Genomic DNA, 24,681 nt, shown 5'->3' with positions numbered 1-24,681 from the left:
ATGCTTCCCGTTTTTCGTAGTTCGCAGTTTTTGCAGCAGCATGTTTTAGCGCTTAGCGAATTTTACCAAGAGCATGCTATAGACCCGAGTGGTGGCTATTTTCAAGCCTTATTGCCTAGCGGCGAAGCTCAGCATGACAGTGTAAAGCAATTAGTCAGCTCGACTCGCTTAGCTTACATTTTTGCCCATGTGGGTTTACGTGAACAAAATAAGGCGTTTTTAGACTTAGCTGAACATGGTTTTAGTTATGTAGAAAATCACCATTTTGACCCTCAACGGCAAGCGTATAACTGGTTGATTGATGGTGATTGCCCAATAGAACAAACTAACTATTGTTATGGCTTAGCGTTTGTCATGCTGATGTATTCTGCAGCAGTAAAAGTGGGACGAGCAAGCGCTAAGCAACAACTAGCGGCTACTTTTGAACTAATGGAACAGCGTTTTTGGCAGCAGGAGTGGGGATTGTATGCCGACGAAGCCAGTGCCGATTGGCAAACGGTAAGTGATTATCGCGGTCAAAATGCCAACATGCATGCATGCGAGGCAATGATTGCTGCGTACGAGGCTACCCAAGAATCTCGTTATTTACACCGTGCGATTACCATTGCTCAAAATATTTGTTTACGCCAATGCTATTCCACAGATGGCTTAGTTTGGGAGCATTACAACCCGCAATGGCAAGTGGATTGGGAGTTCAACCGCAACGACCCTAAAAACCTGTATCGTCCATGGGGTTTTCAACCTGGTCACCAAACTGAGTGGACTAAATTGCTGGTGATGTTGTCACGTCACCATAGTGCCGATTGGCTATTGCCTTGCGCAGAAAAACTGTTCACGTATGCCATGGAAAAAGCCTGGGATCATCAATATGGTGGGCTATATTACGGCTTAGCACCCGATGGTTCGGTATGTGATGACGAAAAATATTTTTGGGTACAGGCGGAGTCTTTCGCAGCTGCGGCATTACTGGCCACCGCTACCGGCAAGCAGGCGTATTGGACAGCGTACGACAGTTTATGGAAGTACAGCTGGCAACAGTTTTGTGAGGCTAAACATCAGCCTTGGTGGCGAGTATTAAGCCGAGAGGGTGAAGTGATGGATCCTCTGATTGCCAGCCCCGGCGCGAAGATTGACTATCATACTATTGGTGCCTGCTTAGAAGTTCTAAGGGCCATGCAAGCGTAACGTAGATTGATAAGGTCTAGCATTGAGAGATAAAGAGACGGGTTAAAAAAGACAGTAAAGCACCTGTTTTATTAGTATGTACAGGTTTAAACAGGCTATTTTGTTAGCTTGTTTAAGCCACTGTCTATACTTGAGTTTACAGCTAATGACTAAGCAATGATTTGCTTGAATACTGGACTCATCTTTGGATACTTATTACAGCCTTTGTTACCTGGCCGCCTTAGCCATGTTAATTGCCTATGTGAATAGCCGCATAGGCTCAGTTCAATCCACCATTACAATTACCGCCGCGTCTATAGTGTTGTCGCTGTTACTCATATTATTGGGCGAAACCAAGTTGTTTCAGGCCTTCCCCCGGTTGATTGAATCGATCAGTGCGATCAATTTTCAAAACTTACTGTTACACGGCATGCTCGGTTTTTTATTGTTTGCTGGTGGTCTTGGCATCAACTTGAAACACTTGGCTGCTCAGCGCACAGAAATTGCGGTACTAGCGCTTTTTTCTACTTTAATCTCTAGTTTTTTGGTAGCCAGCTTATTGTGGTGGATTTTGCCTTGGGTAGGCTTACCGCTAGACTTTATTTATTGCCTGTTGTTTGGTGCTTTAATTTCTCCTACCGATCCCATCGCTGTCTTGGCTATTGTGAAAAAAATGCAGGCTCCACAGCAAATCTCTATCCAAGTTGAAGGAGAGTCATTGTTTAACGACGGTTTTGGATTGGTGATGTTTGTCTCGGTATTTGGCATTGCATTTACTCATCAAGAGCTCAGCGGTTCAGCCATAGCGTGGCTGTTTTTACATGAAGCTGGCGGTGGCATCGTTTATGGGCTGTTGCTAGGCTTAGCAGCCAACTACTTAATTAAACATACCGATGATGATTCTTTAGAGCTGCTCGTGAGCTTGTCTATTCCCACTGCAGGTTTTGTATTTGCCGAATACCTTGGTGTGTCTGGCGCTTTAGCCATGGTGGTGGCGGGTATCTATATTGGCAACATTACGCGAGAAAAGTACTTCACTCAGGCGAGCAAACAAAGCTTTGATCATCTGTGGCATGTACTAGAGGAGTTTCTCAATAATTTGCTGTTTTTACTGATTGGTTTGGTGTTGGTTGGCTTTGTTTTTCATATCGAAGATATGTGGTTAATGTTGCTAGCCATTCCTTTGGTATTGTTAAGTCGTTTGATAAGCGTAGGACTTCCTTTTTTGGGATTCAGTCTGGTTAAGTCTTACAACCCTATGTCGGTCGCTATTCTAACTTGGGGTGGTTTACGTGGCGGCTTGGCTTTAGCGATGGCGATGTCGGTACCCACGGGAGTGATGATTTTACCGGAGAAGAATATTGATGTGCGAGAGATTATTTTAGTGATGACTTATGCGGTGGTTGTGTTCTCGATTTTAGTGCAGGGATCCAGCATAGTGCCATTGATCAACCGGGCTAAAAACTTAGAGTTATCGAGAGCGCCAAGTAACAAGGAAAGCTAATGTTAAGGTTTCGCGTGTGCTCCTAAATAGTGCTGCTCAGTGCGTTTAACAAATCCTTCGTCGTGTAGTTGCTGAATAGTGAGTGCCAGTTGTTGAACCAGTATAGGATCAACGTTCTTAGAAGCAGCTAAAAATAGTTGATTAGATTCAACCGGGTCACCTACTATCAAAGGCTGCTTTGGGTATTGTTGATTCCAATACCAAACCGATTCCGGTGTTCCATTAAACCACGCATCTATTCGGCCACGCTGTAGCATTTCTGCGGCGGCCTTGCCGATTTTAATTTCAACAACTTGGTCTTTTTTATAGTTCTTATTTTGTAAGATTGTCGCTTGCGCAGAGCCTTGGCCAACCCCTATTTTGTGTACCTGCTCCCTAGCTTGTTGATAGCTATTTATGGGTATTTGGGTACTCGCAAAACTACGCTCTAAAGTCATAATGTACGCTACCCAAGTAAAATGTTGCTCTCGGCTAGGTAACAAGGCTAAAGGCATGATGAACTGGTTATCCCCCTGACTAGCTAACCGTTGAGCGCGCTTCCAAGGAAGGGTTTCAACCTTAACCGTATGCCCTAAGCGGTGAAACGCTTCTAGCACAATATCACCCACTATCCCGGCTTGCTGGCTATTAAGCATGGTTAATGGTGGCGCTTCTATACTGTAAATGGTGTAGCTCTCGCTATACGTTTTGGTGTTGAGCATTAGACATAATGCAATGCAAAAGGCCCATCTATTAAACATGTAATGAAACCTCCTATAGAGTGATCTATTACTTGTTTAAAAGTAGACTATGCTAGTAAAAACAGCGAGTTAATAAGCAGGTTTAGAAAGGCAACAGTACTTTTATCTACGCGCTCATTTAGAGGTTTTTTAATGGCTTAACATCGCTGTTTATCTGCGTGAGTAGCTATCTTTGAAGCTTGCTACTCGGTAAAGTAGGTGGTTATTTTTGCCAATCTTAGTCATAAAACAGGATGTTATTGATGATCAAATATGGACGTTTGATACTGCTGCTGGCCTTGCTGCAAGCTTGTTCTGCGCAGAGAGTGGTTCCCGACAATGCCATTGATGACTCATGGACCACCAAGCAGTTAGAAGATCGACGTTGGCGAGCAGCCGATGAGCTGGATCAAGATTACCTAAAACTAGCATCAGAATCTAAATTACCTCATCAACTGGCGTCGGTAAAAGTTGTTGGCTCAAGCACTGATGAAGCTATTCAAAGTTTGGCTGTAAAAATCCACTTAATTGAACAGGCAGAGCACAGCCTAGATTTAGCTTATTACATTTATACTCCTGACCTATCTGGTGATGCGATACTTGGTGCACTTTGTGAAGCGGTTAAGCGTGGCGTAGATGTACGTATTATGGTTGATAGTTTAGGCTCGCTAAGCATGGAGCACGGTGACCTCAAAGGTTTGATTGAATGTGCTAAAAAGGCAGGCTTTGTTAAAGCGCGAAATGGCGAAGTTACCAATAACAGAGCACGAGTGCAGGCGGTAGTGTTTAACGCGCTTACGCAGTCTGGTTCAAATGCTAACCGCCGTTCACACGATAAGCTGCTGGTGGTCGACGGCGCTTATCCAGAAAAAGCGTGGATAATGACGGGAGGCCGCAATATCTCTTTGCATTACTACGGATTAGATCACCACGGTGAGCCAGACCCTAACGCATTTAAGGATCTAGAAGTGTTAATAAGGCCAGAACCTGACGCAGATAGAAAAAGCTCACCTGCACAGCTGACTGAATACTACTATTCGGTATTGTTCTCAAAACCCGGTAATAAAAAGCTATCCACTGTTTTCCCCTATACCGAACGCATGCAAATATCCTTAGACAGCCTAGCTGAGTTAAAGGCTTCTGCTGCGTTTGCCAATGCATATCAATTAGCAGCGTCTTATTTGCAACAAGGTTTCTCGCCCTCAACGACCCGTTTTGCTCATGAATTGGATAATCTTAATGCTACTGATTTAGTAAAGCACTACAGCACCAACAAAAAAGCCAACGCTAACTCTATTAGTGGCATTTTGGCGCGAACCGCTTATGGCGACAATGATCTAAAATCCATCCGCGTGGTATCGCCGTATTTGTTTTTGCAATCAGACTTGTTCAAAGACGAAGGTGTATTGAAAAAAGACCTTAATACCACGCTGGCGTGGTTAGAAAAAGATCCGGAAAGAAAGATTGAGATTATTACCAATTCTGTATTGACCAGCGACAATTTCTTCACCCAAGCGGTGATTGATATGCATACGGTTCCGTCGATGTTAATGAGTAAGGAAATGGTAGAGCTGTGGCTGGAGTCAGATTTAGCAAAGCATGAACAAAACCCTGACTTTATCGCTTCTAAAGAGTGGCAGGCATTGGTTAATCATCCCCGTATTTTCTTCTATCAGCTGGGTAGGGCCGATGCTGCCGCGCTAGGGGGAGAAACCTACTACGGTAAACTTCATGCAAAATTTATTGTGGTCGATAATTTTGCTTTTGTAGGCACCACCAACTTAGATTTTCGCTCATTGTTATATAACAACGAAGTGGGCTTTTTCTTCGAAGGTTCTGGTATCGTAAATAGACTTAATCAAGAGTTTGATTTACTTAAATCACAATCGTCTCGTTGGGGCAGTGACGAGTGGTTAGAGATGCGCAATAAGGTAAGAGAGCAGGGCGGAATGAAAGGATACACGTCAGACAGCCAACGGGGGATATACAAAACCTTGGATAAAACCGGTTTGAAATACCAGTTTTAACACCCGCTTTAATCATTTAAAAAACGGCTCTAGGGCCGTTTTTAATTATGTAATATGGGATTGCTGTTAAGGCTGCTTGGTGAGAATGAAGCCACCATCACTGCTTACAACAAAACCATGGCGTAAAAAGTTCTTGCCTAAAATCATGCTGTAACTGAAGTTCTCGCGGTTTTGTAAGTTAACGCGAACGGTTTCATTCACTTCACCCAATTGCACATTCATTAAGACTACTGGACGAGAGTTAGCTTGCTCGCCCACGCGCGCCTTAATCACCATTTTGTCCACTACTTCGCGGGTGAACTCTTGACGTAATCCATCGGAATTTTTATAGGTAAAGGTGACCATGGCTTTGCCGTCTTGTTCAAAGCGCTTAATGTTTTCTGCGTGCATAGAGCTTACATCGGCACCGGTATCTAGTTTTACCGGAATGCTAAAACCTTCTACTGTTGCTTGCTCTACATATCCCGCACGAATGGCGCTACGCTTATCCAAAATATTAGTGGTGCGGGTATTTACCAACAATGGCCCTTCGACAAACTTCTCACCAATGGATAGCATTTCTGGGTCGTCTGCAGATGCAAGCTCTAGCGCTATGTCTGTCTGGCGGCGAGAATTGGCAAAACTTAAGGTAGGTTTAATAACCGGGCGCGTTACTTCTCCCACGCTTATGTTACGGTCAATGGCTTGCTCAAATACATATACTTTGCCTTGAACATCGGTAGCCGAAAATGCTGCGATGGAGCGTTTCTGGTCACTGCGTTCCAAGGTTTTTAAACTTTTCACGCGCAGTAGCGAAGTGCTTACCGCAAAAGAAGGCTCAGCCCTAAACCACACGCCATCTATGTTTAATTGCTCTTCGGGAGTAATCATAAGTGGGGCTTGCTTTGCCAGTTCTATGGCAGACTTCAACGGTTTATCTGCTAAATGTTCGGCACTTAAGTCGATAAGAAAATACTGATTGAGCGCTTCTTTGCCCAAGCGCAGCTGGGTGCTTCGCATAGAGCGGTCGCGCAACACTAACTCAATGTGTTTAGCTTCTTCGCCAAAACTTATCGGCATATTGACCATGGGGTGATACTTGTCACCAATTTTGAGTATTTTTAATAGAGGGAGGGTGTAAACCTTGGTTTTTTTATTGCTTGCTACCACCTCAAAACTTACTTGCTTTTTCTTCGCGTCTATCTCGATATTAGTAGCATTTAAGCTGCTGCGACGATTACTTAAAGACATACTTACTGCAAGTGGTCGCGTATCTAAATAGGCGGTTTCTTTAGTGCCGAGTATTTTGGCTAACGGCTCTTGTTGTAAGTAATCGTAACTTGAATCTACCCAGGCTTGCTCCCGTAAGAAGGTTTTGCCAATTAAAATGGAGTAAGAAAACGCACTGCGGTCAGTTAGGTTTACCGCGGTGTTTACCGTGATGTCGCCAGAAGATAGCGCTAGATCTACTACTGGGCGGTAAAGAATACCGTGGTCTCCACGCCCTTGTATGCCGCTTAGGCGAGCCAATGGCCGTTCTAAACTCAATAGTTCGCCAGTTTGCGGATGAACTAAATCAAATTTTACAGTGGCGTTTATGTTGCGCTCTGGTGTGTCAAAGCTCTCCAGCCACCATTCTGTATCGGGGTCGCCAAAACGCTCGGCAATCGCTTTTAACAGCGCTTCACCTTCTAGTTCAGCTAGTGCTGGGTGCTGGCTATGAATACTGATGTTAATAGCATGAATTGAAGTGGTATCTGCTCCCGTATCTATCTTTGCGGGAACACCGATTCCCTTGAGTTGTTCTACGTCTGAATAATAGATATTTTCGATACGGCCCATCACCAGTTTGCCATCTAAATGGTAATAAGCGCCGTTAGGGTAAAAGGGGCTTTGCTCTAGGGGAGTAGCATAAGCGGGCGCTTGCGTAAGCGCGACTGACAGTAGCGTTACTATTGCGCGAAAAATAAAATTCATCATTAACCTTTAATTCAATCAAGCTACCCTTTGTTATAGCACTAAATGGCTAAGCGCATCGAGCCAACTTGTTAATAAATTTAACTTATTTTGGAATTCGGCTATATAGAGTGGCTTAAACAGATTAAGTTCAAGGGGCTTTATCATCGTGCCATGTCTTTTTCCTAGCTATCTAGGTCAATGTACATATCATCATGCTGCTTAGACTGAGGGGCTTGTGTTTCGCTGGCTTTCTTGGGAGAGCCTTGTTGTTTGGCTTTCTCTAAGCGAGTGTCGAAAAAGCGAGACTCGGTCGCTAATTCACTAGCCTCACAAAATGGGCTGTTAGCCATTGCATGTTTAGCGTGGTTTATTAACTGCTTGCTATTGCTAGCATCAACACCTAATACCGAGACACCCATTTGGCTTTGAATGGACTCCGCTGGAGAACTGGGCTTTAAAAGCTGGGTGACTGCAGAGCTTAAACGGTGTTGGATATGGGCCAGTTTTTTAGGTGTTGCTAAAAAGCCAGATAAGGTATGAGCATTTATAAAGCCAACACTTATTTTTTGGTTTAAGCGTCTTAAGTTATCCAGAATCATTCGTTTCATCTTTTCAGAAGAGTTATCACCTTCTGCTCTTAATTTTAAGGCAAACACAACGAGGGTTTCTTGCTTCTCTAGAAACTGTTGGGCTTCAGCTAATTGCTGAGCAAATTTTTGCTCGTTATCCCAGCGCAGGTTAGCGGTGTGTTGAGTGGCGCTATCGTGTTTTACTTCGAGTTGGTACAAAAAGAAACGCTGTTTAGGCGCATTGGTATGGATGTCTTTAGCTTGAGCGTCAAAATTAATAGACAGGCCATTTAAGCTTTTGCATTGCAGGCTGTTAGTTGCTGAGTCTTGTTCTGGCGGTGTTCCATTTTGATTGTTTAGTTTGCAGGCGAGTAGTTGGTAGCTAGGTTGGCTTAACTCCTCGCAAGCGGATTGATTAAGCCAAATAATTTGATGATGGTTGTTGCATATTAATGCTGGGGAGTAGGGGTTGGTAAGGTGCTCGCCTATTAATTGCGTTTCAGAGTGTTTGTTTAATAGTGGTAAAAGAAATTCTAAGGAACCATTCACTTGGTTGATGCGCTCTTTCCAGAGTAATACCTGGCCAGCATAACGGGCTTGGTCGATGTTAAAAATTAGATTTAACTCTAAGGTATGTTCACTTTCTGGATCTTGTTGTTTCTGAGAATCGAGAATCGCTTTTTGAAGATACTGCACTTGGCCTGAATCTAAGCGCGCAGCAAACTGCTTAAGGCTGATCAGTTTTTTCCCAGAAAAGCCTAGCGCATCTATTAAGGCTTGGTCACAGCTGAAGACATTGTTTTTGCGTTGCCACTGCCACGCCAAGGGAAAGCCCTGTAATTGTTTAATAAAGTCTTTTGACCCCATAAAACACCTCTAATAACTAAAAACCTACGCTACTGCTTGTTTTATCTTTAGTTAATTAACTCATTATGAATTATTGCTTAAATATTAGATGATAGAATTGTAAATACAACTTTGAGAAGGTGCGTTTATTGTTTAGGTGAGGTTGTTGGCTTTATCTAGCGGTCAATAACAGCGCATAACAATAATTATATGATTGCCTTAACTGTTTTAGCTGCTGCTGATTGATCCCTTGATTGCGGGGTTGGTATAGTGCGCCTAATCAATAGCTTCGGGTGGTTTTGATTGCCGCCAAACCAATTGCAGTATTAGGTTCAATGGTATTGAACCTGATAGGGAAAAGTCATGGATGCTGAACAGTTAGATTTACTTGTACGTCAAATGCTTAAGAGTGAAGGTTCGCTCAACGAATCGTCGATAACAGAATACCTCAAACAACAAAATGGTGAGTCACCCAGTGATGAGCTAATTGCAGAGGTTGCCGCTTGCGGGCAAAAGCATCTTCTCAGAACCTATAGTCAGCAGCATGCCATTGCTAGCTTACCTAATGGCTTTGCCGAATCCTTAAACGATTGGTTTATGCAGCTGGAACAGTCAACTGAAGCCAAAGTTGAACGTATTACCCATGAGAAACAGCAAACTTGGGAAGAAGGGCGCTTAGCGTTAATTAGCCAACATAATCAACAGTTGTCTGCCGCCAATAGTGCAACTGAAGTGGCTGAATCGGAACTTATTGAACTGCGCGAAAAGCTAGAGCAGGCAGCGGCAAAAACCAGTGAGTTGTTCGCTGAATTGGATAAAAGTAAGCAGCTCACCAAAGAGCAGCAACAGCTGTTGGAGCAAGCGAAAGCGGATGCAGAGCAACATCATACTGCTGAGCAAAACAAGCAACAAGCTTACCAGCAACTTAATACCGAAAAACTGGAGCTGGAAGAGCAGTTGCAAACTGCTGAAAACCAATTGGCGAGTTTTCAGCAAAGCGGAGAAGCTGCGGCCAAAGAACAGAGTGAGATGGAGCTTGCACTACGTAAACAATTAGGTGAAATGAGCGAAGCATTGGATAAAGAGCTAGCGCTAACCAAGCAGCTTACCGAAGAGCACTGTGAGGTGAGTGAGCGCATGACGGAGCTAGTGAAAAGTAAGCAAAGTATTGAGCTGAAAAACCAACAGCTAGAAGATACCCAGCAGCAGCAAGTACAAAAAATTGCAGAGTTAACTGAGCAAGGCGACCAGTTAGGTGAACAAACGCAGCAAAATGTAAGCGATAACCAGTTATTAGCTGAACAGATAGAACAGTTGAACCAACAACTGGAGCAAGCTCAGCAAGCCTTAGCCGAGCAAAAATCAGATACCAGTGATTCGGCTGCCTCGGCTGAGCGCGAAGAAGAGCTCTCGCAAAAACTGATTGCTTTGGAGCAACGTTGTTTAGAGGATGCACAAAAAATTGAGAGCATGCATCAGCAAACTAGTGAGTTGAACGAAGAATTAAATGAAGTACGCGGCGACAAACAAGCGCTCGATACCGTTAATCGCAGTAACGAGATACAGTTAGAGCAAGTTTTACCAGAGTTAGAACAAGCTCAGCAAAATGAACGTGCACTTAAGCAGCGCATTGAAGAGCTTGAGGCGGAGCAGGAAAATGCTCTGCAACATGCAGAAAAAACCCGTAAACAACTGGCAGATACTAGCTCGCAATTGCAGCTTAGCAATAGCATGGCGGATACTGATAACCGAGTATTAGAAAAAGATCATCAAATAAAAGAAGTTAAGCAAAAGCTGCAATTGCTTGAAGCCAACTTGCGAAAAGAACAGGAAGGCCACAGGCTGACCAAACAGGCGTTAACTACCCTCGATGAGCAAATCCTCGATGCACAAATTGATAGCGGTAAATTACAAAGCCAGATAACGGAATTTGACGAAAAATTAAAAGCCAGTGATTTAGTGAATCGACAATTACAGCGAGAAGTTAACGAAGCCCATCAAGACATCACGAATTTAAGCCAAACCAACTCCAGCTTAAGCGAAAAGTTAGAGTTAGCGGTAAAAGCCAAACGAAAAGATACTGCTTAGTAGTTCTTCGATATTTTGGTCAGCTTAGGGCGTTTTTATTCACGCCTGTTAGGGGATGCAGATGATGTATTTTTGCTTATAGGTTGGTGGTGTTTATTAAAGAAGTTCTTATTAGGAAAATACCAGAGGCGGTAGACAAAAAAGCATTAGCTGTGTTTTACAATCGCTGCCTAGCTGATTGTGCTAATTTGTGTTTTCAAGGTACTTTTTGTCCAGCAGATATACAGAGAAATAAATATGGACAACCTTATATCGCTGTTGAAAGCCACCAACAGATTCATTTGAGTTTGAGTCATAGTGGGGAGTATCTAGCAGCAATGGCCTGTAGCATGCCTTGCGGGGTAGATATTGAGAGAGTTAAAGAACGCCCTTACCTTGAAATGTGGCAAGAAATTAGGCACCGAATAGAACCTAAGGAGCCAAGTAACCTCGCTGATTTTTATCAATATTGGACGCGCAAAGAAGCCGCTTGGAAAGTGTTTGCGTGCCAAGCGCCAGCAACAATGAAAGATTTACCGGTGGTTTGCGATAGAAGTTTGGCTTATAAGGGCGTTATATTAAAAAACCTAGAAGGTCCAATAGGATATGCTTTATCTATTGCACACTTATAAGCTTTTCAACCAAAGTTAGTGCTTTTTTATGGTTTAAACGATAGAATTATTTATTATTTTCTAGGTGAAGTTATTAGATAGCCGTAAAGATAAATACATAGTCACATGGAGTGACTTTATGTTTTGATAGGCTTGATATTTAAGTTGTAGTATGGACGCTGTTTTTAAAATTGAAAAATGGACTAGTTGGAATTCCATCGCGGTAGATGGTGTCTACAAAGCGCCTACACTTCCCGAAATTGCCCCTATGCAACGACGACGCTTTAGCTTACTCAGTAAAATGGCTTTAAGGGTTATCCTCGATGTATTACCCGAAACTAAAGATATTCGTAGTGTGTTCTCATCGCGACATGGTGAGCTACATCGCACCCTAGACTTATTAGTTGAATTAAGTAAACGTTCTCCACTCTCTCCAACTAAATTTAGCCAGTCAGTTTACAATACCTCGAGTGGTTTGTATTCGATCAGTCAAAAAAACATAGCGCCTTCAACTGTTGTCACTAGTGGGCGAAACTCATTAGCTATGGCTTTTGTTGAAGCATACAGCCAAAGTGCCTGTTATCAAGAGCCTGTGTTGTTAGTGTATGTAGATGAACCTCTACCAGAGCGATATCAGCGCTTCGCAGATGAGCAAGAAGATGTGGTTGCTTTTGCTTGCATTATCACCGCGTCAAAGTTTGGTTGGGCCACTCGTTTAGAGTCTCAGAGATGCCAACAACCAACACCACCAGAAAACTTAGTCAGTCAGCTTATTAATGGATTATCTTCCCCAACTAAGAGCTTTGAGTGTTATGTCGATACTCAGAAGTGGGTGTGGGAGGTGAAGAATGAGCAAGCGGGTTAATTACTATTGGCGATTATCCATGACAGCCTTGTCTTTTTTAACTTTTGGTATGTTGGGTGTGCTGCTTTCTTTGACCCTATTTCCAATTTTGAACTTTATACCGGCGAGAGATAAACTGACTCGTAACCAGTTTATTGTGCATAAAATATTTAAGTCTTTTGTATTAATGATGCGTGGCCTTGGTGTGCTAAGTGTCTCTGTCTCTAATGAACATAAACTGGGCCAATCATCAGGCAAGTTAGTCATTGCTAATCACCCTTCACTTATTGACGTAGTATTGTTGATTGCGCATTTACCCGAAACTAATTGCATCGTTAAGCAAAGTTTATGGCGTAACCCTTGTATGTCGATGATTATCTCAGCAGCTGGGTATATTAAAAACGGTGCCGAGCCAGAAGAAGTTTTAAAGGCTTGTCAGCAAGAGTTAGATAAAGGTGCCAGTCTCATTATTTTTCCTGAAGGTACTAGAACAACACCTGGTGAAGCACTAAAAATGCAACGTGGCGCTGCAAACATAGCCCTAAGGTGTTCAGCTGACTTGTTGCCTGTGACGATAAAGGTTTCTCCTACAACCTTAACGAAGTCTGAGCCTTGGTATGCAATTCCAGCCAGTAAACCTCACTTTTCATTAGATATTAGCGACCCCATAAGTGCTCACGATATTTGTTTGAATGATGAAAGTGATTCACGAAAAGCACGAACGATAACTAGATATTTACAGCAACATTTTTATAAGGAACTTAACTGCCAATGAATACATTAGAGCAGGAACTTAAACAGTTGATTATTGAAGCACTAGAACTTGAAGATATCGAAATTTCTGATATTGCAACCGATGAACCATTATTTGTTGATGGCTTGGGCTTAGATTCGATTGACGCTTTAGAGCTGGGTTTAGCCATAAAGAAAAAATATCAAATTAAATTGGACGCTAACTCTGAAGAAACTAAAAAGCACTTTGCGAGCGTAAAGGCGTTGGCTGAATTTATTGAATCAGAAAAGAAAGCGGCGTAATTCATTATGAATAGAGATGAAATATACACAGCATTACAAGACATTCTCGTGAGTGAGTTTGAAGTACTTGAAGAAGATATTTCTTTAGACTCAAACCTATATCAAGATCTTGATTTGGATAGTATTGATGCGGTTGATTTGGTGGTTAAACTACAACAATTAACCGGTAAAAAAATTCAACCTAACGACTTCAAATCAGCGAGAACTATTGCCGACGTTATTGATGCACTAGAACAATTGGTTAGCGATGCTGCGTAAGCAATAATGACGAGTAATTTGATTAGAGCATTGGTGGTGATAGCGCTAGCCGTATACCCCTTCATTATTTACTTTGGCTTAAACTCTTTTTCTTTTTATATGATTGGAGGAGCGCTGTTAGTTGTTTTCTCACTGCGTGTACTACTCACATGGAACAACAACGGTGTATTACAGCAACAAAAATGGTTGGGTTTATTAGGGCTTGCTTTGGCTGGCTTTGCGTTGATTAGGCAAGAGCAAACGTGGTTTCAGCTTTATCCTTTGTTGGTAAATATTGTTCTATGTGCAGTGTTTATGTTGAGCCTTGCGGATGAGCAACCGATCATTGAAAAGTTTGCTCGTTTAAGTGGAAAAGCTATCCCTGTTTCAGCTCGTTCGTATTTCATCAAGTTGACTAAAGTTTGGTGTGTGTTTTTTGTCTTGAACGCCTTAGTTAGCGGTTGGACTATATTTGCCGCAGATATAGAAACTTGGACATTGTATAACGGACTAATTAGTTACATGTTAATCGCCAGTTTATTGGCCGGCGAGTGGGTCTTAAGAAAGTGTTTCAAGTTAGAAGAAAAGTATGAATAGGGTTAAGCTTCCTTCTATATCGCCGAGTTACACCGTCGCCATTAGAGATGAAGCATTGTCTAATGTAGATTGGTGGCAGCAAGTTCAGGCAAAATATCATGAAATTGAATCTACACCACATCAGCTATGGTTGTTGTTTGCAGAGGATAGTTTCGACTTTTCTTGTTGCTTATTCGCTTTGTTATTAGCAAAGCGAACCCCTGTTTTACCGCCTAATCAACAAATAGACACTCTTCTGCATTTTGTTGATAAAGTGGATGCGGTGTGTGCAGATCACGGAGTAGGACAAAATCTTCCTGATGTTGCTACGGGGTATCGCGAGTTTTTAAATGAGTCGGCAAGCAAAGGTATGCTGCAAGATATTGATATTAAGGATGAGCAAGCGCTTCACCTTTATACTTCAGGCAGTACCGGTCAGCCTAAAAAAGTTATTAAAAAATGGCGGCAGCTGCTTGCAGAGGTAGATACCTTAGAGCAGTATTTTGGCTCGCATGTTGAACAAAGTCTTATTTGTACCAGTGTTTCTCATCAGCACATATATGGCTTATTGTTTACCATTCTTTGGCCATTACTTACTCAAAGACCTTGGTTAGTTAAGCTTGTTACCTACCCTGAAGACCTCTTTAGTGCTGCCCAGCAAGCTATCAGTTTTGTTTCTAGCCCGTCATTTTTAGAGCACCTGAGCGTGCAGACTCAATTGCTGAAGCGTAAACCTCAGTTTTGTGTGAGTTCTGGTGGCCCCCTTAAACCTACTGCCGCAAGTGCCTTAAGTTTACAGTGGAATTATGCACCAACAGAAGTCTTTGGCAGTAGCGAAACAGGTGGGGTTGCTTATCGTAATCAGCTATCGCAGCAATATTGGAAAGTTTTCAATGGTGTTAATTGGCGGGTATCACCCTCTAAGGCCTTACAAATTTGCTCTCCTTATTTAGAGGATAGTAAGGCATGGCACCAAATGGATGACGCAGTCAGTATTGAAGCTGATGGATTTAATTTGGTAGGGCGCTTAGACAGAGTTGTTAAAATTGCTGAAAAACGTGTTTGTTTAGACCAAATGACCAGCGAATTAGCAGACCATCCTTGGGTTGCACACTGTGATTTGCTGACTCTTTCCTCGTCAAGAGATTACATTGGTGCAGTGGTGGTATTGAATGAACTTGGCCAACAACAAATAGAAAATGGAAAATTCTTTTTAAATAAGACTTTTCGACGCTATTTATCTAAGCAATTTGAAGCAGTAACGTTACCCCGAAAATGGCGCTATGTTGATGCGCTACTTGTTAATTCTCAAGGAAAGCGCCAGATACCGAAAATGAGGTTATTGTTTACATGAAAAAATTTGGGGTACCTACAGTTGAATCAGTTGAAGATGTAAACGGTAGTGTAAACATCAGTTTGTTTATTGCTGCTGATTTACCATGTTTGCAAGGCCACTTCCCAAATCTGCCGGTTGTTCCTGGTGTAGCACAGCTTCACTGGGCTATCGAGTTTGCAACTGAGTATCTAAATGTCTCATCTAAAGTCGTCGCGTTGGAGGCTTTAAAGTATCAGCATGTGATGCAACCCAATTGTCGACTTCAACTATCTCTTCGATTTGATAAGGAAAAAAGCAAACTCTATTTCTCTTATTTTAACGAGAATAACAAATACAGCAGTGGACGTGTGCAACTAGGGTCTGATGATGTTTAAGCCTTGCGTCGTTATTCCAAATTATAACCATACTCATGCGATTGAAGAGACAATCTCTCAGCTAGAACTGCCCATCATTCTGGTGGATGATTGCAGTAATTCCAAGACCGCAGATTTCCTGTCCCGTCTCGCGATGAGATTTGAACACGTCCAGCTTTATCGACATGATCGCAACTTGGGTAAAGGCGGGGCTGTGATGACCGGCTTACGTGAAGCTGCAAAATCAGGATACAGCCATGCATTACAAGTTGATGCCGATGGTCAGCATAATCTCGTCGATGTAAATCGCTTTCTAACATTAGCCAAGGCTAATCCAGAGTCATTAATTACAGGTATTCCAGAGTATGATGCGTCTGTTCCTAAAGCGCGCTATTACGCAAGGTATATAACTCATGTTTGGGTGTGGATAGAAACACTTAGTCTTGAGCTAAAAGATAGTATGTGTGGTTTTAGGATTTACCCTTTGACATCAACTATTCAATTGCTTGATTCCACTAGTTTAGGAAAGCGGATGGATTTCGATATTGAAGTCTTAGTTCGACACTACTGGCGTGAAACTTCGATTATTCAAATCCCAACCAAAGTGACCTATCCAGAACAGGGCCTTAGCCATTTTAGAGCGTGGGAAGATAACTGGTTAATTAGTAAAATGCACACTAAGTTGTTTTTTGGCATGTTGTGGCGTTTACCATCACTTTTTTGGCGAAAACAAAAACAAGCGCATTGGTCGGCAGTGGCCGAAAGAGGAAGCTTTTGGGGCCTAAAGCTAACACTAATGGGCTATCGCCTTGGTGGTCGATACTTAGCTAAACTTTTGCTCTATCCCGCTATTGGTTATTTCTTTCTAAGTGGAGGCTCTACTCGCCGAGCGTCGCAAGCCTTTCTGCAAAAGGTTGCAAAGCACGCTGAAAGCCCAATACCCAATAAGCCAAATTGGATGCATAGTTTTGCTCACTTTCTTAGCTTTGGTAGTGCATCACTCAATCGCTTAGATGCTTGGGTGCAAAAAATCACGCGTGCTGAAGTAGATTTCCCTAATAAGGCTTTACTCATTGATACTCTGCAACGCAAACAGGGCGCAGTGTTGCTTACTTCTCATTTGGGCCATATAGAGATGTGCAGAGCGTTGGCCGAGACTCAGTACCGGACTCGAATTAACGTTGTGGTACTTACAGAGAACGCTAACAAATTCAACAAAATGCTAGCTGAACTTAACCCAGACTCTCAGCTTAACCTCATCCAGATATCCGAATTTACCCCTGATTTAGGGGTACGGCTTGCGCAATATGTAGAAGATGGAGAGTTAGTTGCTATTGCAGCTGATCGAACGCCTGCCGACAGTTATGGCAGGGTGAATTACCACTCATTTTTGGGTGAGTTGGCTCCGTTCCCTCAAGGGCCTTTTTTAATAGCAGCTTTGTTACGATGCCCGGTGTTCAGTCTGTTCTGTATGCAGCAGGACAGCGGCCGTTATCGTCTGTATTTTGAAAAAATCAGCGATAACTTAGGCGCAGTAAGAGCCGAACGGAAACAACGCATAGAACAGGCCAGTAAAGATTACGCTTCTAGGTTAGAGACTCTCGCCATTCGCTACCCCTTACAGTGGTTTAATTTTTTTGATTTTTGGTGTCCAGATACACAAGACACCGTGACTAAAGGACAAATACGATGACTCAAGTTGACATAGCGTCGTCGCAGCAAGAAGCTGAACAGGTAATCTCATCATGTTTACAAGTGGTATTTGGGCAACAAGCTATAACCATTGAGCAAGTGGAGTTACTTAGCCGACAACCTCAGTTAGCATGTTTGAATAGCAGCCCTGATTACGTGGCTACTGTTGAGCGAGGCGCTGAATTTTTGGACCGCCTACTCGAAGAAGATGGTGCTATTTACGGAGTGACTACGGGTTACGGTGATAGCTGTACCATTGTAGTTCCGCTTGAGTTGGTGGAAGAGTTACCATTACACCTCACACGTTTCCACGGTTGCGGCATGGGCAAAGAGTTAGCCCCGAATGAAGCGCGAGCGGTAGTCGCTAGTCGTTTAAGTTCGCTTTCATTAGCCAAATCTGGAGTGAGTTATCGGTTACTCCAGCAGCTTGAGTTGTTAATGAAGCACGACATTATGCCCGTTATCCCCTCAGAGGGATCGGTGGGGGCATCTGGTGATTTAACTCCTCTTTCCTATGTTGCCGCAGTGTTGATGGGGGAGCGCGAGGTGTATTACAAAAATCGCCGTCGCCCTAGCTATGAAGTGTTTGCCGAGCTTGGCATTGAAGCTATTCGCTTAAGACCCAAAGAAGGCCTGGCCATTATGAATGGCACAGCAGTTATGACAGGTTTAGCGTGTTTGGCTTACCGACGTGCTGAATACTTAACTCAGGTAACGAGTCGTATCACGGCTTTGGCATCGTTATCGCTAAAGGGCAATTCTAACCATTTCGACGAATTGTTATTTGCGGTTAAACCTCACCCTGGGCAAAACCAAGTAGCCGAATGGATCCGTAATGACCTAAATCACCACCAACACCCTAGAAACTCAGAGCGTTTACAAGACCGCTACTCTATTCGCTGTGCCCCGCATATTATTGGTGTGCTTAGAGATGCGCTGCCATTTATGCGTCAGTTTATTGAAACCGAGTTAAACAGTGCCAATGATAATCCGATTATAGATGCTGATGGCGAACATGTACTGCATGGCGGACATTTCTACGGTGGGCATATCGCGTTTGCTATGGATAGTATGAAGAATGCAGTGGCAAACTTGGCTGATCTGGTTGACCGACAACTCGCTTTGCTTATGGATGAAAAATTTAACAACGGTTTACCACGTAACCTTAGTGCGGCATCAAGCGAACGAGCGTGTATTAATCATGGTTTTAAGGCGGTACAAATCGGTGCCTCAGCATGGACCGCAGAAGCATTAAAGCAAACTATGCCAGCCAGTGTGTTCTCTCGCTCTACAGAGTGTCATAACCAAGACAAGGTCAGCATGGGAACTATTGCTGCTCGAGATTGCCTGCGAGTTTTAGAGCTAACAGAACAAGTTATTGCCGCAGCGTGGCTAGCGGTGCATCAAGCACTTACCTTGCGTATGCAACAGGGTGAGCTGGAATTGGATAGCTTAAACGGCGAGTTACGAGCCTCTTATTTGCAGGTGATGGAAGACTTTAAACTGGTTGAAGAAGATCGCCCCCTTGAAGCTGAGTTACGTCAAGTGGTCAAGCAACTGCAGCAACGAAAATGGGAGCTTTACTGCTCATGAAGTCTTTAATTAGTGCTGAGGTAGAGCTAACCGTTCCGTTCCATGACGCAGACCCAATGGGAGTGACTTGGCATGGAAACTACCTTCGGTACTTCGAAGTCGCGCGTTGTGCGTTATTAGATAAGCTGGATTACAACTATCGCCAAATGGATGAGTCTGGATATGTTTGGCCAATTGTTGATACTCGGCTTAAGTATGTTAAAACCAGTACCTATGAACAGGAACTAGTTGTACAAGCCTCGCTTATCGAGTTTGAAAACCGTTTGAAAATTGAATATCTGATTGTAGATAAAAGTACTAGAACCGTGCTGACAAAAGGTTACACCATTCAAGTCGCAGTAGATAAAAGCAATGGCGAGATGTGTTTTGCTTCCCCTCAAGCCTTAATCAACAAAATGGCCAAGTTGGGTATATGTTCACCAGACTAATTTTCAAGCGTCGACTACTCCTATTTAGTCCTTTGTTGATGTGTTTTGTTAGCTTTTGGGCAAGTGCCACAACATGGCAGCCGATTGATGCTAGTTCTACTTTTTTACAGCAATTATCTTTAGCTGAGGGCGAGCATTATCAGGCGAATTACATCCAGTATCGAAAACTAAAAGTAATGAAGAAGCCATTGGTAAGTAGTGGCCACTTAGTGATTAACGCTGAAAATGGTTTGCTTTGGCAGCAGTTAAAGCCCTTAAAACAAACGCTGATTGTTACCTCGAAGAGTGTGCGCCAACTCGATAGCGATGATGCAGATATGAGCTTGCCTAATGCCGCCGAGCAAATGATTAATGCTTGGGCCCCTATGATGCAGCATGTTGTTCTTGGGGAATGGAGCGAACTTTCACAGCGATTTGAAATATTGATAGCGAAAGATTCAAGTGTAGAAGCGTGGCAGATTTTGCTGAAGCCTATTGACCAACAAATGAAAAATGCCCTGTTGAGCATAGAGTTAAGTGGCTCAACGGCTTTAGACAACATAAAGATGCATCAAGTTAATCAAGATATTCTTACTATTCAATTGCTTCAGGCTGAGCCCGTAACATTAAGTAAGCAACAATTAAGTTGGCTTAATGATTAAAAAGCCTTTTGCTTGCTGGTTGATATTGGTAATAGTAAGTTTGTTTGTGCTGTTAAACCAAAGCCAAAGTATGCGGGTCAATAGTGACATACGCGCAATGTTGCCTGGCTCACTTGCGGATCCGCTGGGCTTAGCCGCACGTGAGCAATTGGCAAGCAAATTAGAGGGGCTTAACTTTATTGCTGTAGGCCACTCGAACAAAACACAAGCCATTGAAGCATCGCTTAAGTTGGCTGAATATCTTGAGCAAACCAAGGCTTTTGACAAAGTAATGCTGCAAAGGCTAGATCAAGGACAGAATATTGCCAGAGGGCTTTTCCCTTATCGGTTTGTGCGATTGAGTCAGCAGCAGCAAGATACTTTAGAAAAGGCAAATTATTCGGCAATTATAGCAACCGCAATAAGCCAGCTTTGGTCGCCAGCCAGCGTGGTTAGCTCATCAAGCCTTATTGAAGATCCTTTGTTTTTGTTTACCCAGCAATTAGATGGCTTTGCAGGTTTAGCGCAATCATCAGTGGATGAAAGAGGTTTTTTAAGCGCTCACTCTAATAATACTTATTGGGTGTTGTTAGAGCTCCGAGTGAGTGCCAATGTATTTTCGCCTGCTCAACAGCAGCAGTTAATTCAGGCTATAAATACCAGCCAGCACCTTCTAGCTTCTGAGCAAGATGACTTAGCCTTTCTGAAGGCGGGTTTATTATTTCATGCTGATGCAGCAACCAAACAAGCTAAACATGAGATGAGCACCATTGGTGTAGCGTCTATTTTGCTGATTAGCCTGTTAATTTTGTTCTTCTTTCGCTCGGTTAAACCCTTGGTCTTGGCGATTGCTAGTTTATTGGGTGGCTTGTTATTTGCGCTTGCTGCAGTGAGTGTTTTTTTTGAACAGCTGCATCTGCTTACCTTGGTGTTTGGCGCTAGCCTAATTGGTATTGCCATTGATTATGCATTTCACTTTTGTGCTGAACATGCGGGAAGTCGTGTTTCAGCAGCTGAAACCTTAAGAAAAATTGCCCCAGCGCTTAGTTTAAGTGCGTTAAGCAGTGTTGTTGCGTATTTGTCTATGTTGTTTGTCCCCATGCAAGGGGTAAAGCAAATGGCGGTATTTTGTGCCTCTGGGTTATTTGGCGCAGCAGTGTCACTTTACTTGTTAGCCCCTATTTTGGCAGCCACTATTCCTCAAGCACGCTGGTCAGAGCGCTGGCTGACATTACGTTTAAACAAGTGGTCGCTGGCTTTGTTGGGATTGTTTGTTTTAGGCGGTTTAGTTCAGCTAAACTCTGAAGACGATATTCGACAGCTAAGAGGTGACTTTCCGACCATTGATTACCAACAGCAGCAACTACTCGAACTTTTCCAAAATGGGCAGGCTAATCAGTTTTATTTAGTACGTGGAGATAGCCCCGAACAGATCCTTAAAAGAGAGCAGGCCTTACTCGGTGAGCTAAATAACGCGGTTAAACAAAACTGGTTAGGCAGTGCTTGGGGGTTAAGTCATATTATTCCAACCATAGAGCAGCAGCAGGCAAACCATATATTGGTTGGTCAGCTCTATCAGAACTTAGCAAGTGTTTTTGAGGACATCGGATTTGACCAGGAGCTTGCTGAGCCTGCATATAACAAGTTTTTGGCTTCAAAGGGTCGCATATTAACTCCTGACAGTTTTCTCGCGGCACCAGAAAACCAAGTGTTTAGTGATTTTTGGGTAACAAGCCAACAGCATCAAGCATCGGTAGTAAGCCTTTTAAATATTCATAATCTTGAGGCTCTGCAACAAATAGCGCAGCAACTTGAAGGCGTTCAATTTGTCGACCCTGTGGCAGAGATTTCGACAGTGTTGAGCACACTTAGGTCGCAAGCTTCCGCTCTTCTAGTTGGAGTGTTGGTGATCATCGGTATTATATTAGCAGCTCGTTTAGGGTTCATTATGGCACTGCGGTGTTTATCTACTCCTGTACTCGCTGTATTAGTGGCTTTATCCGTAGTGGGTTGGCTGGGGCAGGGTTTAAGTTTGTTTCACGTGTTAGCACTATTATTGGTGTTTGGAGTCGGTCTAGATTATGCGCTGTTTTACCAATTGAGTGTGAAACCTTCCTATCGTTTGCTAATGGCTACAACGTTGGCGGCTACATCCACAATACTGGCTTTTGGTTTATTAGCGTTAAGCGCCACACCTGCATTGGCAGGGTTTGGTGTGATAGTGCTCAGCGGAATTGCATGCAGTTATCTATTAGCTCCGCAGCTTGTCGTGAATAAATTGCAGGAGGGAGAGTGAGAAGTCTTTTATTGGTAGGCATAATTTTGGCGCTAAGTGCATGCTCGCATTCTTTTTCTCCGGAAATGCCCCCTGCGCGACCTTTGCTTAGCCCCGGTGAGCTAGAACAGTCAGTTGCTTTGGAACAAGTAATTAGTTTTCGTATTAACGGTGAGAATCAACAAATGTTGATTTACCTAGATGTAACACCAGATCGACTTGAATTATTAGCTTTAGATGGATTTTCTACTCCCTTATTCAAACTCGACTACGACGGTGAACACTTAGTTAAAGACAGCTATGTTCCACTATTCGATGAACAGATGGCACAATTTATGTTAGCTGATATGCAACTTGTATACTGGCCAACAGCCGAGCTCAATCAGCAGTTAAACGCTATGGGGTGGCGAGTACAAGATTCTGAATGCGAACAGGCATCTCGTTGCAGGAAGCTTTACCTTCACAATGAGCTAGTGACCTCAGTGCAGTTTAAAGGCGACTCAAAATGGCAAGCCAATGTGATGCTGAAAAACCTAAAGGCAAGCTATCAAATAAACATATCTACGCTTGAGGCTCAAATACGATGAGCAAGAAATATGGTCTACCGGTAATGGCTGTAGTGTGTGCCTTGGGAAGAGATAAGCGTGAAGTATGGACGAATTGGTTGGCAGGGAAACGAGACACAAGCGTGCTCAGTGATGCCTACATTCCTGACCATACAGTAAGAGTGGGAGCTGTTAAGGGTCCGCTGCCGAGTTGTGACAAGCGCTGGCCTTATCTTGTGAGTCGAAATATCCAGTTACTCGAAGCCGCGTTCCAGCAAATTGAACAAGATGTGAGTTTGTTGCTAACGCAATATCAGCCATCAAGAGTGGCAATTGTGTTGGGAACGAGCACCTCTGGTGTGGCAGAAGGGGAACACGCTATCGCCGAGCAAGAAAATAGTGCGTTTCCAGAGTCTTTTCATTATGCCCAGCAAGAAATGGGTAGCCCTGCCGTGTATTTGAAAAAGAAATTAGGTTTAACGGGACCCGCTTATTGTATTTCTACTGCCTGTTCATCGAGTGCCAAAGTATTTAATTCAGCGAAAAATCTACTGGCAAGTGGTATGGCTGATGCTGTCATTCTTGGTGGGGTGGATAGCTTATGTAAGCTGACTCTAAACGGATTCTTCGCTTTGGAGTCGGTGGCCAGCGACGAAGCTCAACCGTTTGGTGAGCATCGTGATGGGATAAATATTGGTGAGGGTGCGGCATTGTTTATTATGACCAATGAAGCTGCAGAGGTGAATCTACTTGGCGTTGGTGAAAGTTCAGACGCTTACCATATGTCAGCGCCTCATCCAGAAGGGCTAGGAGCAGAAGCTGCAATATGCGCGGCTTTAGAGCAAGCTTGTCTAGAGCCCTCTCAGGTTGCTTATATAAACTTGCACGGAACGGCCACGCCGCTGAATGACAAAATGGAAGCGTTAGCAGTTGAACGGGTGTTTGGTGACAACACCCTCTGTTCGTCTACAAAGCACCAAACGGGTCATACACTTGGCGCTGCAGGCGCAATAGAAAACGCCTTGTGCTGGTTGTTATTGCATCCAGCGTTTAACTGTAACGCTGAGATTCCTGGAATGAATGCAGATTATGCATTAGATCCTGAGTTACCCAACATCAATCTACTTTTCGGCCCAAGGGCTTATCCCTACCACCACAAGCTTGGTTCTACACTGAGTCATTCTTTTGCCTTTGGTGGCAGTAATGCCGTTGTGTGCTTAGGCCATAAGGATGTTTTTAATGACTGAGAAACTACCTGCGATTGCTGAGGTTCTACCTCATACAGCCCCAATGATATTGATTGATAATATAGTGGACTGGCAGTCGGACAAGATTGTTTGTGAAGTTGTGATAAAAGAAAATAGTCATCTTTTCAATGATTTAGAGCAAGCTGTTCCTGCTTACATTTCAATAGAGTATATGGCTCAAGCTGTTGCGGCCTTAGCGGGGTTGGAAGCTAAATCGCAGCAACAAGCCGTTGAAGTGGGGTTTCTCATTGGAACCAGAAAGTGCCACTTTGAGGAAAGCCAATTCAGATTGGGAAGTAAGCTGCTTATTTCGGCAGAAAGAATCTATGCCGAAGATGATGGCTTAGCGGTTTGTGCTTGTGAAGTAAAACATCAGCACGGCTCGATAGTTTCTAGTGCGCATTTAAATGTGTATCAACCTAAAAATGCGATTGAGTTTGTAAAGGGAAGTTAAT

23 protein-coding genes are annotated in these 24,681 nt (G+C 43.3%); 20 read left to right on the top strand and 3 right to left on the bottom strand.

Features of this window, described 5'->3' with window-relative positions; all coding sequences use genetic code 11:
* Both ACLD71_RS01495 and ACLD71_RS01490 read left to right on the top strand, forming a co-directional pair.
* Positions 1 to 1,185 (top strand): AGE family epimerase/isomerase, encoded by a 1,185-nt coding sequence (locus ACLD71_RS01495; RefSeq protein WP_411992598.1) that lies wholly within the window; start codon positions 1 to 3, stop codon positions 1,183 to 1,185.
* Positions 1,186 to 1,369: 184 nt separating this feature from the next.
* A complete protein-coding gene (locus ACLD71_RS01490; RefSeq protein WP_137674038.1) occupies positions 1,370 to 2,668 on the top strand; it encodes a cation:proton antiporter in 1,299 nt (432 codons plus the stop codon).
* Positions 2,669 to 2,670: 2 nt separating this feature from the next.
* On the opposite strand, the gene ACLD71_RS01485 is transcribed toward ACLD71_RS01490, so the two are convergent.
* A complete protein-coding gene (locus tag ACLD71_RS01485) occupies positions 2,671 to 3,408 on the bottom strand; it encodes a substrate-binding periplasmic protein (RefSeq protein ID WP_137674039.1) in 738 nt (245 codons plus the stop codon).
* A 242-nt stretch (positions 3,409 to 3,650) separates the two neighbouring features.
* Here ACLD71_RS01485 and ACLD71_RS01480 point away from each other — a divergent pair, with 242 nt between their 5' ends.
* Entirely contained in the window at positions 3,651 to 5,414 is a 1,764-nt protein-coding gene (locus ACLD71_RS01480; RefSeq protein WP_411992596.1) for a phospholipase D-like domain-containing protein, read from the top strand.
* 66 nt (positions 5,415 to 5,480) lie between these two features.
* On the opposite strand, the gene ACLD71_RS01475 is transcribed toward ACLD71_RS01480, so the two are convergent.
* Both ACLD71_RS01475 and ACLD71_RS01470 read right to left on the bottom strand, forming a co-directional pair.
* Positions 5,481 to 7,373, bottom strand: coding sequence for a RimK/LysX family protein (locus tag ACLD71_RS01475; protein ID WP_411992594.1), 1,893 nt, complete (start codon positions 7,371 to 7,373; stop codon positions 5,481 to 5,483).
* A gap of 161 nt (positions 7,374 to 7,534) precedes the next feature.
* The gene (locus ACLD71_RS01470; protein WP_411992592.1) at positions 7,535 to 8,788 is read right to left on the bottom strand and encodes a hypothetical protein; all 1,254 of its coding nucleotides are present in this window, start codon (positions 8,786 to 8,788) and stop codon (positions 7,535 to 7,537) included.
* Positions 8,789 to 9,130: 342 nt separating this feature from the next.
* Here ACLD71_RS01470 and ACLD71_RS01465 point away from each other — a divergent pair, with 342 nt between their 5' ends.
* From ACLD71_RS01465 to ACLD71_RS01385, 17 genes are all read left to right on the top strand, one after another.
* Complete coding sequence (locus tag ACLD71_RS01465; protein ID WP_411992590.1) at positions 9,131 to 10,855, top strand: hypothetical protein; 1,725 nt, start codon at positions 9,131 to 9,133, stop codon at positions 10,853 to 10,855.
* Positions 10,856 to 10,944: 89 nt separating this feature from the next.
* Positions 10,945 to 11,466, top strand: coding sequence for a 4'-phosphopantetheinyl transferase family protein (locus tag ACLD71_RS01460; RefSeq protein ID WP_411992589.1), 522 nt, complete (start codon positions 10,945 to 10,947; stop codon positions 11,464 to 11,466).
* A 151-nt stretch (positions 11,467 to 11,617) separates the two neighbouring features.
* Positions 11,618 to 12,310 carry a beta-ketoacyl synthase chain length factor gene (locus ACLD71_RS01455; protein WP_411992587.1) on the top strand — a complete coding sequence of 231 codons (693 nt, stop codon included), beginning with the start codon at positions 11,618 to 11,620 and terminating at the stop codon, positions 12,308 to 12,310.
* Positions 12,294 to 13,064: a lysophospholipid acyltransferase family protein gene (locus ACLD71_RS01450; protein ID WP_411992585.1), complete on the top strand. Its 771-nt coding sequence runs from the start codon at positions 12,294 to 12,296 to the stop codon at positions 13,062 to 13,064. The genes ACLD71_RS01455 and ACLD71_RS01450 overlap by 17 nt, the downstream gene beginning before the upstream one ends.
* On the top strand, positions 13,061 to 13,324 hold the full coding sequence (locus ACLD71_RS01445) for a phosphopantetheine-binding protein (RefSeq protein WP_303551805.1): 264 nt from the start codon (positions 13,061 to 13,063) through the stop codon (positions 13,322 to 13,324). The genes ACLD71_RS01450 and ACLD71_RS01445 overlap by 4 nt, the downstream gene beginning before the upstream one ends.
* A gap of 3 nt (positions 13,325 to 13,327) precedes the next feature.
* The gene (locus tag ACLD71_RS01440; RefSeq protein ID WP_303551974.1) at positions 13,328 to 13,582 is read left to right on the top strand and encodes an acyl carrier protein; all 255 of its coding nucleotides are present in this window, start codon (positions 13,328 to 13,330) and stop codon (positions 13,580 to 13,582) included.
* A 6-nt stretch (positions 13,583 to 13,588) separates the two neighbouring features.
* Positions 13,589 to 14,158, top strand: coding sequence for a septation protein IspZ (locus tag ACLD71_RS01435; RefSeq protein ID WP_411992583.1), 570 nt, complete (start codon positions 13,589 to 13,591; stop codon positions 14,156 to 14,158).
* Positions 14,151 to 15,491 (top strand): AMP-binding protein, encoded by a 1,341-nt coding sequence (locus ACLD71_RS01430; protein WP_411992581.1) that lies wholly within the window; start codon positions 14,151 to 14,153, stop codon positions 15,489 to 15,491. Before ACLD71_RS01435 ends, ACLD71_RS01430 begins: the two co-directional genes overlap by 8 nt.
* Complete coding sequence (locus tag ACLD71_RS01425; RefSeq protein ID WP_411992580.1) at positions 15,488 to 15,847, top strand: thioester dehydrase; 360 nt, start codon at positions 15,488 to 15,490, stop codon at positions 15,845 to 15,847. Before ACLD71_RS01430 ends, ACLD71_RS01425 begins: the two co-directional genes overlap by 4 nt.
* Positions 15,837 to 17,519 carry a glycosyltransferase family 2 protein gene (locus ACLD71_RS01420; protein ID WP_411992578.1) on the top strand — a complete coding sequence of 561 codons (1,683 nt, stop codon included), beginning with the start codon at positions 15,837 to 15,839 and terminating at the stop codon, positions 17,517 to 17,519. Before ACLD71_RS01425 ends, ACLD71_RS01420 begins: the two co-directional genes overlap by 11 nt.
* Positions 17,516 to 19,111, top strand: coding sequence for an HAL/PAL/TAL family ammonia-lyase (locus tag ACLD71_RS01415; protein ID WP_411992576.1), 1,596 nt, complete (start codon positions 17,516 to 17,518; stop codon positions 19,109 to 19,111). Before ACLD71_RS01420 ends, ACLD71_RS01415 begins: the two co-directional genes overlap by 4 nt.
* Positions 19,108 to 19,539: an acyl-CoA thioesterase gene (locus ACLD71_RS01410; protein WP_411992574.1), complete on the top strand. Its 432-nt coding sequence runs from the start codon at positions 19,108 to 19,110 to the stop codon at positions 19,537 to 19,539. The genes ACLD71_RS01415 and ACLD71_RS01410 overlap by 4 nt, the downstream gene beginning before the upstream one ends.
* Positions 19,524 to 20,180: a LolA family protein gene (locus ACLD71_RS01405; protein ID WP_411992572.1), complete on the top strand. Its 657-nt coding sequence runs from the start codon at positions 19,524 to 19,526 to the stop codon at positions 20,178 to 20,180. Before ACLD71_RS01410 ends, ACLD71_RS01405 begins: the two co-directional genes overlap by 16 nt.
* Complete coding sequence (locus ACLD71_RS01400; RefSeq protein ID WP_411992571.1) at positions 20,173 to 22,455, top strand: MMPL family transporter; 2,283 nt, start codon at positions 20,173 to 20,175, stop codon at positions 22,453 to 22,455. Before ACLD71_RS01405 ends, ACLD71_RS01400 begins: the two co-directional genes overlap by 8 nt.
* On the top strand, positions 22,452 to 23,021 hold the full coding sequence (locus ACLD71_RS01395; protein ID WP_411992569.1) for a DUF3261 domain-containing protein: 570 nt from the start codon (positions 22,452 to 22,454) through the stop codon (positions 23,019 to 23,021). The genes ACLD71_RS01400 and ACLD71_RS01395 overlap by 4 nt, the downstream gene beginning before the upstream one ends.
* Positions 23,018 to 24,226 (top strand): beta-ketoacyl-ACP synthase, encoded by a 1,209-nt coding sequence (locus ACLD71_RS01390; protein ID WP_411992567.1) that lies wholly within the window; start codon positions 23,018 to 23,020, stop codon positions 24,224 to 24,226. The genes ACLD71_RS01395 and ACLD71_RS01390 overlap by 4 nt, the downstream gene beginning before the upstream one ends.
* The gene (locus ACLD71_RS01385; RefSeq protein ID WP_411992566.1) at positions 24,219 to 24,680 is read left to right on the top strand and encodes a 3-hydroxylacyl-ACP dehydratase; all 462 of its coding nucleotides are present in this window, start codon (positions 24,219 to 24,221) and stop codon (positions 24,678 to 24,680) included. The genes ACLD71_RS01390 and ACLD71_RS01385 overlap by 8 nt, the downstream gene beginning before the upstream one ends.
* Position 24,681 lies beyond the last annotated feature (1 nt).

The organism is Agarivorans sp. DSG3-1 (assembly GCF_046774965.1).
GTDB lineage: Bacteria > Pseudomonadota > Gammaproteobacteria > Enterobacterales > Celerinatantimonadaceae > Agarivorans.
The sequence above is the reverse complement of the archived record's forward strand: the minus strand, read 5'-3'. Positions and strand labels throughout refer to the sequence as shown.

What these genes read in the sequence shown, in the direction of transcription:
- ACLD71_RS01405 (WP_411992572.1), top strand. Translation starts at nt 19,524, where the DNA reads ATGTTCACCAGACTAATTTTCAAGCGTCGACTACTCCTATTTAGTCCT.
- ACLD71_RS01430 (WP_411992581.1), top strand. Translation starts at nt 14,151, where the DNA reads ATGAATAGGGTTAAGCTTCCTTCTATATCGCCGAGTTACACCGTCGCC.
- ACLD71_RS01470 (WP_411992592.1), bottom strand. Translation starts at nt 8,788, where the DNA reads ATGGGGTCAAAAGACTTTATTAAACAATTACAGGGCTTTCCCTTGGCG.
- ACLD71_RS01480 (WP_411992596.1), top strand. Translation starts at nt 3,651, where the DNA reads ATGATCAAATATGGACGTTTGATACTGCTGCTGGCCTTGCTGCAAGCT.
- ACLD71_RS01485 (WP_137674039.1), bottom strand. Translation starts at nt 3,408, where the DNA reads ATGTTTAATAGATGGGCCTTTTGCATTGCATTATGTCTAATGCTCAAC.
- ACLD71_RS01475 (WP_411992594.1), bottom strand. Translation starts at nt 7,373, where the DNA reads ATGATGAATTTTATTTTTCGCGCAATAGTAACGCTACTGTCAGTCGCG.
- ACLD71_RS01495 (WP_411992598.1), top strand. Translation starts at nt 1, where the DNA reads ATGCTTCCCGTTTTTCGTAGTTCGCAGTTTTTGCAGCAGCATGTTTTA.
- ACLD71_RS01390 (WP_411992567.1), top strand. Translation starts at nt 23,018, where the DNA reads ATGAGCAAGAAATATGGTCTACCGGTAATGGCTGTAGTGTGTGCCTTG.
- ACLD71_RS01425 (WP_411992580.1), top strand. Translation starts at nt 15,488, where the DNA reads ATGAAAAAATTTGGGGTACCTACAGTTGAATCAGTTGAAGATGTAAAC.
- ACLD71_RS01435 (WP_411992583.1), top strand. Translation starts at nt 13,589, where the DNA reads ATGACGAGTAATTTGATTAGAGCATTGGTGGTGATAGCGCTAGCCGTA.
- ACLD71_RS01465 (WP_411992590.1), top strand. Translation starts at nt 9,131, where the DNA reads ATGGATGCTGAACAGTTAGATTTACTTGTACGTCAAATGCTTAAGAGT.
- ACLD71_RS01450 (WP_411992585.1), top strand. Translation starts at nt 12,294, where the DNA reads ATGAGCAAGCGGGTTAATTACTATTGGCGATTATCCATGACAGCCTTG.
- ACLD71_RS01400 (WP_411992571.1), top strand. Translation starts at nt 20,173, where the DNA reads ATGATTAAAAAGCCTTTTGCTTGCTGGTTGATATTGGTAATAGTAAGT.
- ACLD71_RS01415 (WP_411992576.1), top strand. Translation starts at nt 17,516, where the DNA reads ATGACTCAAGTTGACATAGCGTCGTCGCAGCAAGAAGCTGAACAGGTA.
- ACLD71_RS01420 (WP_411992578.1), top strand. Translation starts at nt 15,837, where the DNA reads ATGATGTTTAAGCCTTGCGTCGTTATTCCAAATTATAACCATACTCAT.
- ACLD71_RS01410 (WP_411992574.1), top strand. Translation starts at nt 19,108, where the DNA reads ATGAAGTCTTTAATTAGTGCTGAGGTAGAGCTAACCGTTCCGTTCCAT.
- ACLD71_RS01385 (WP_411992566.1), top strand. Translation starts at nt 24,219, where the DNA reads ATGACTGAGAAACTACCTGCGATTGCTGAGGTTCTACCTCATACAGCC.
- ACLD71_RS01455 (WP_411992587.1), top strand. Translation starts at nt 11,618, where the DNA reads ATGGACGCTGTTTTTAAAATTGAAAAATGGACTAGTTGGAATTCCATC.
- ACLD71_RS01445 (WP_303551805.1), top strand. Translation starts at nt 13,061, where the DNA reads ATGAATACATTAGAGCAGGAACTTAAACAGTTGATTATTGAAGCACTA.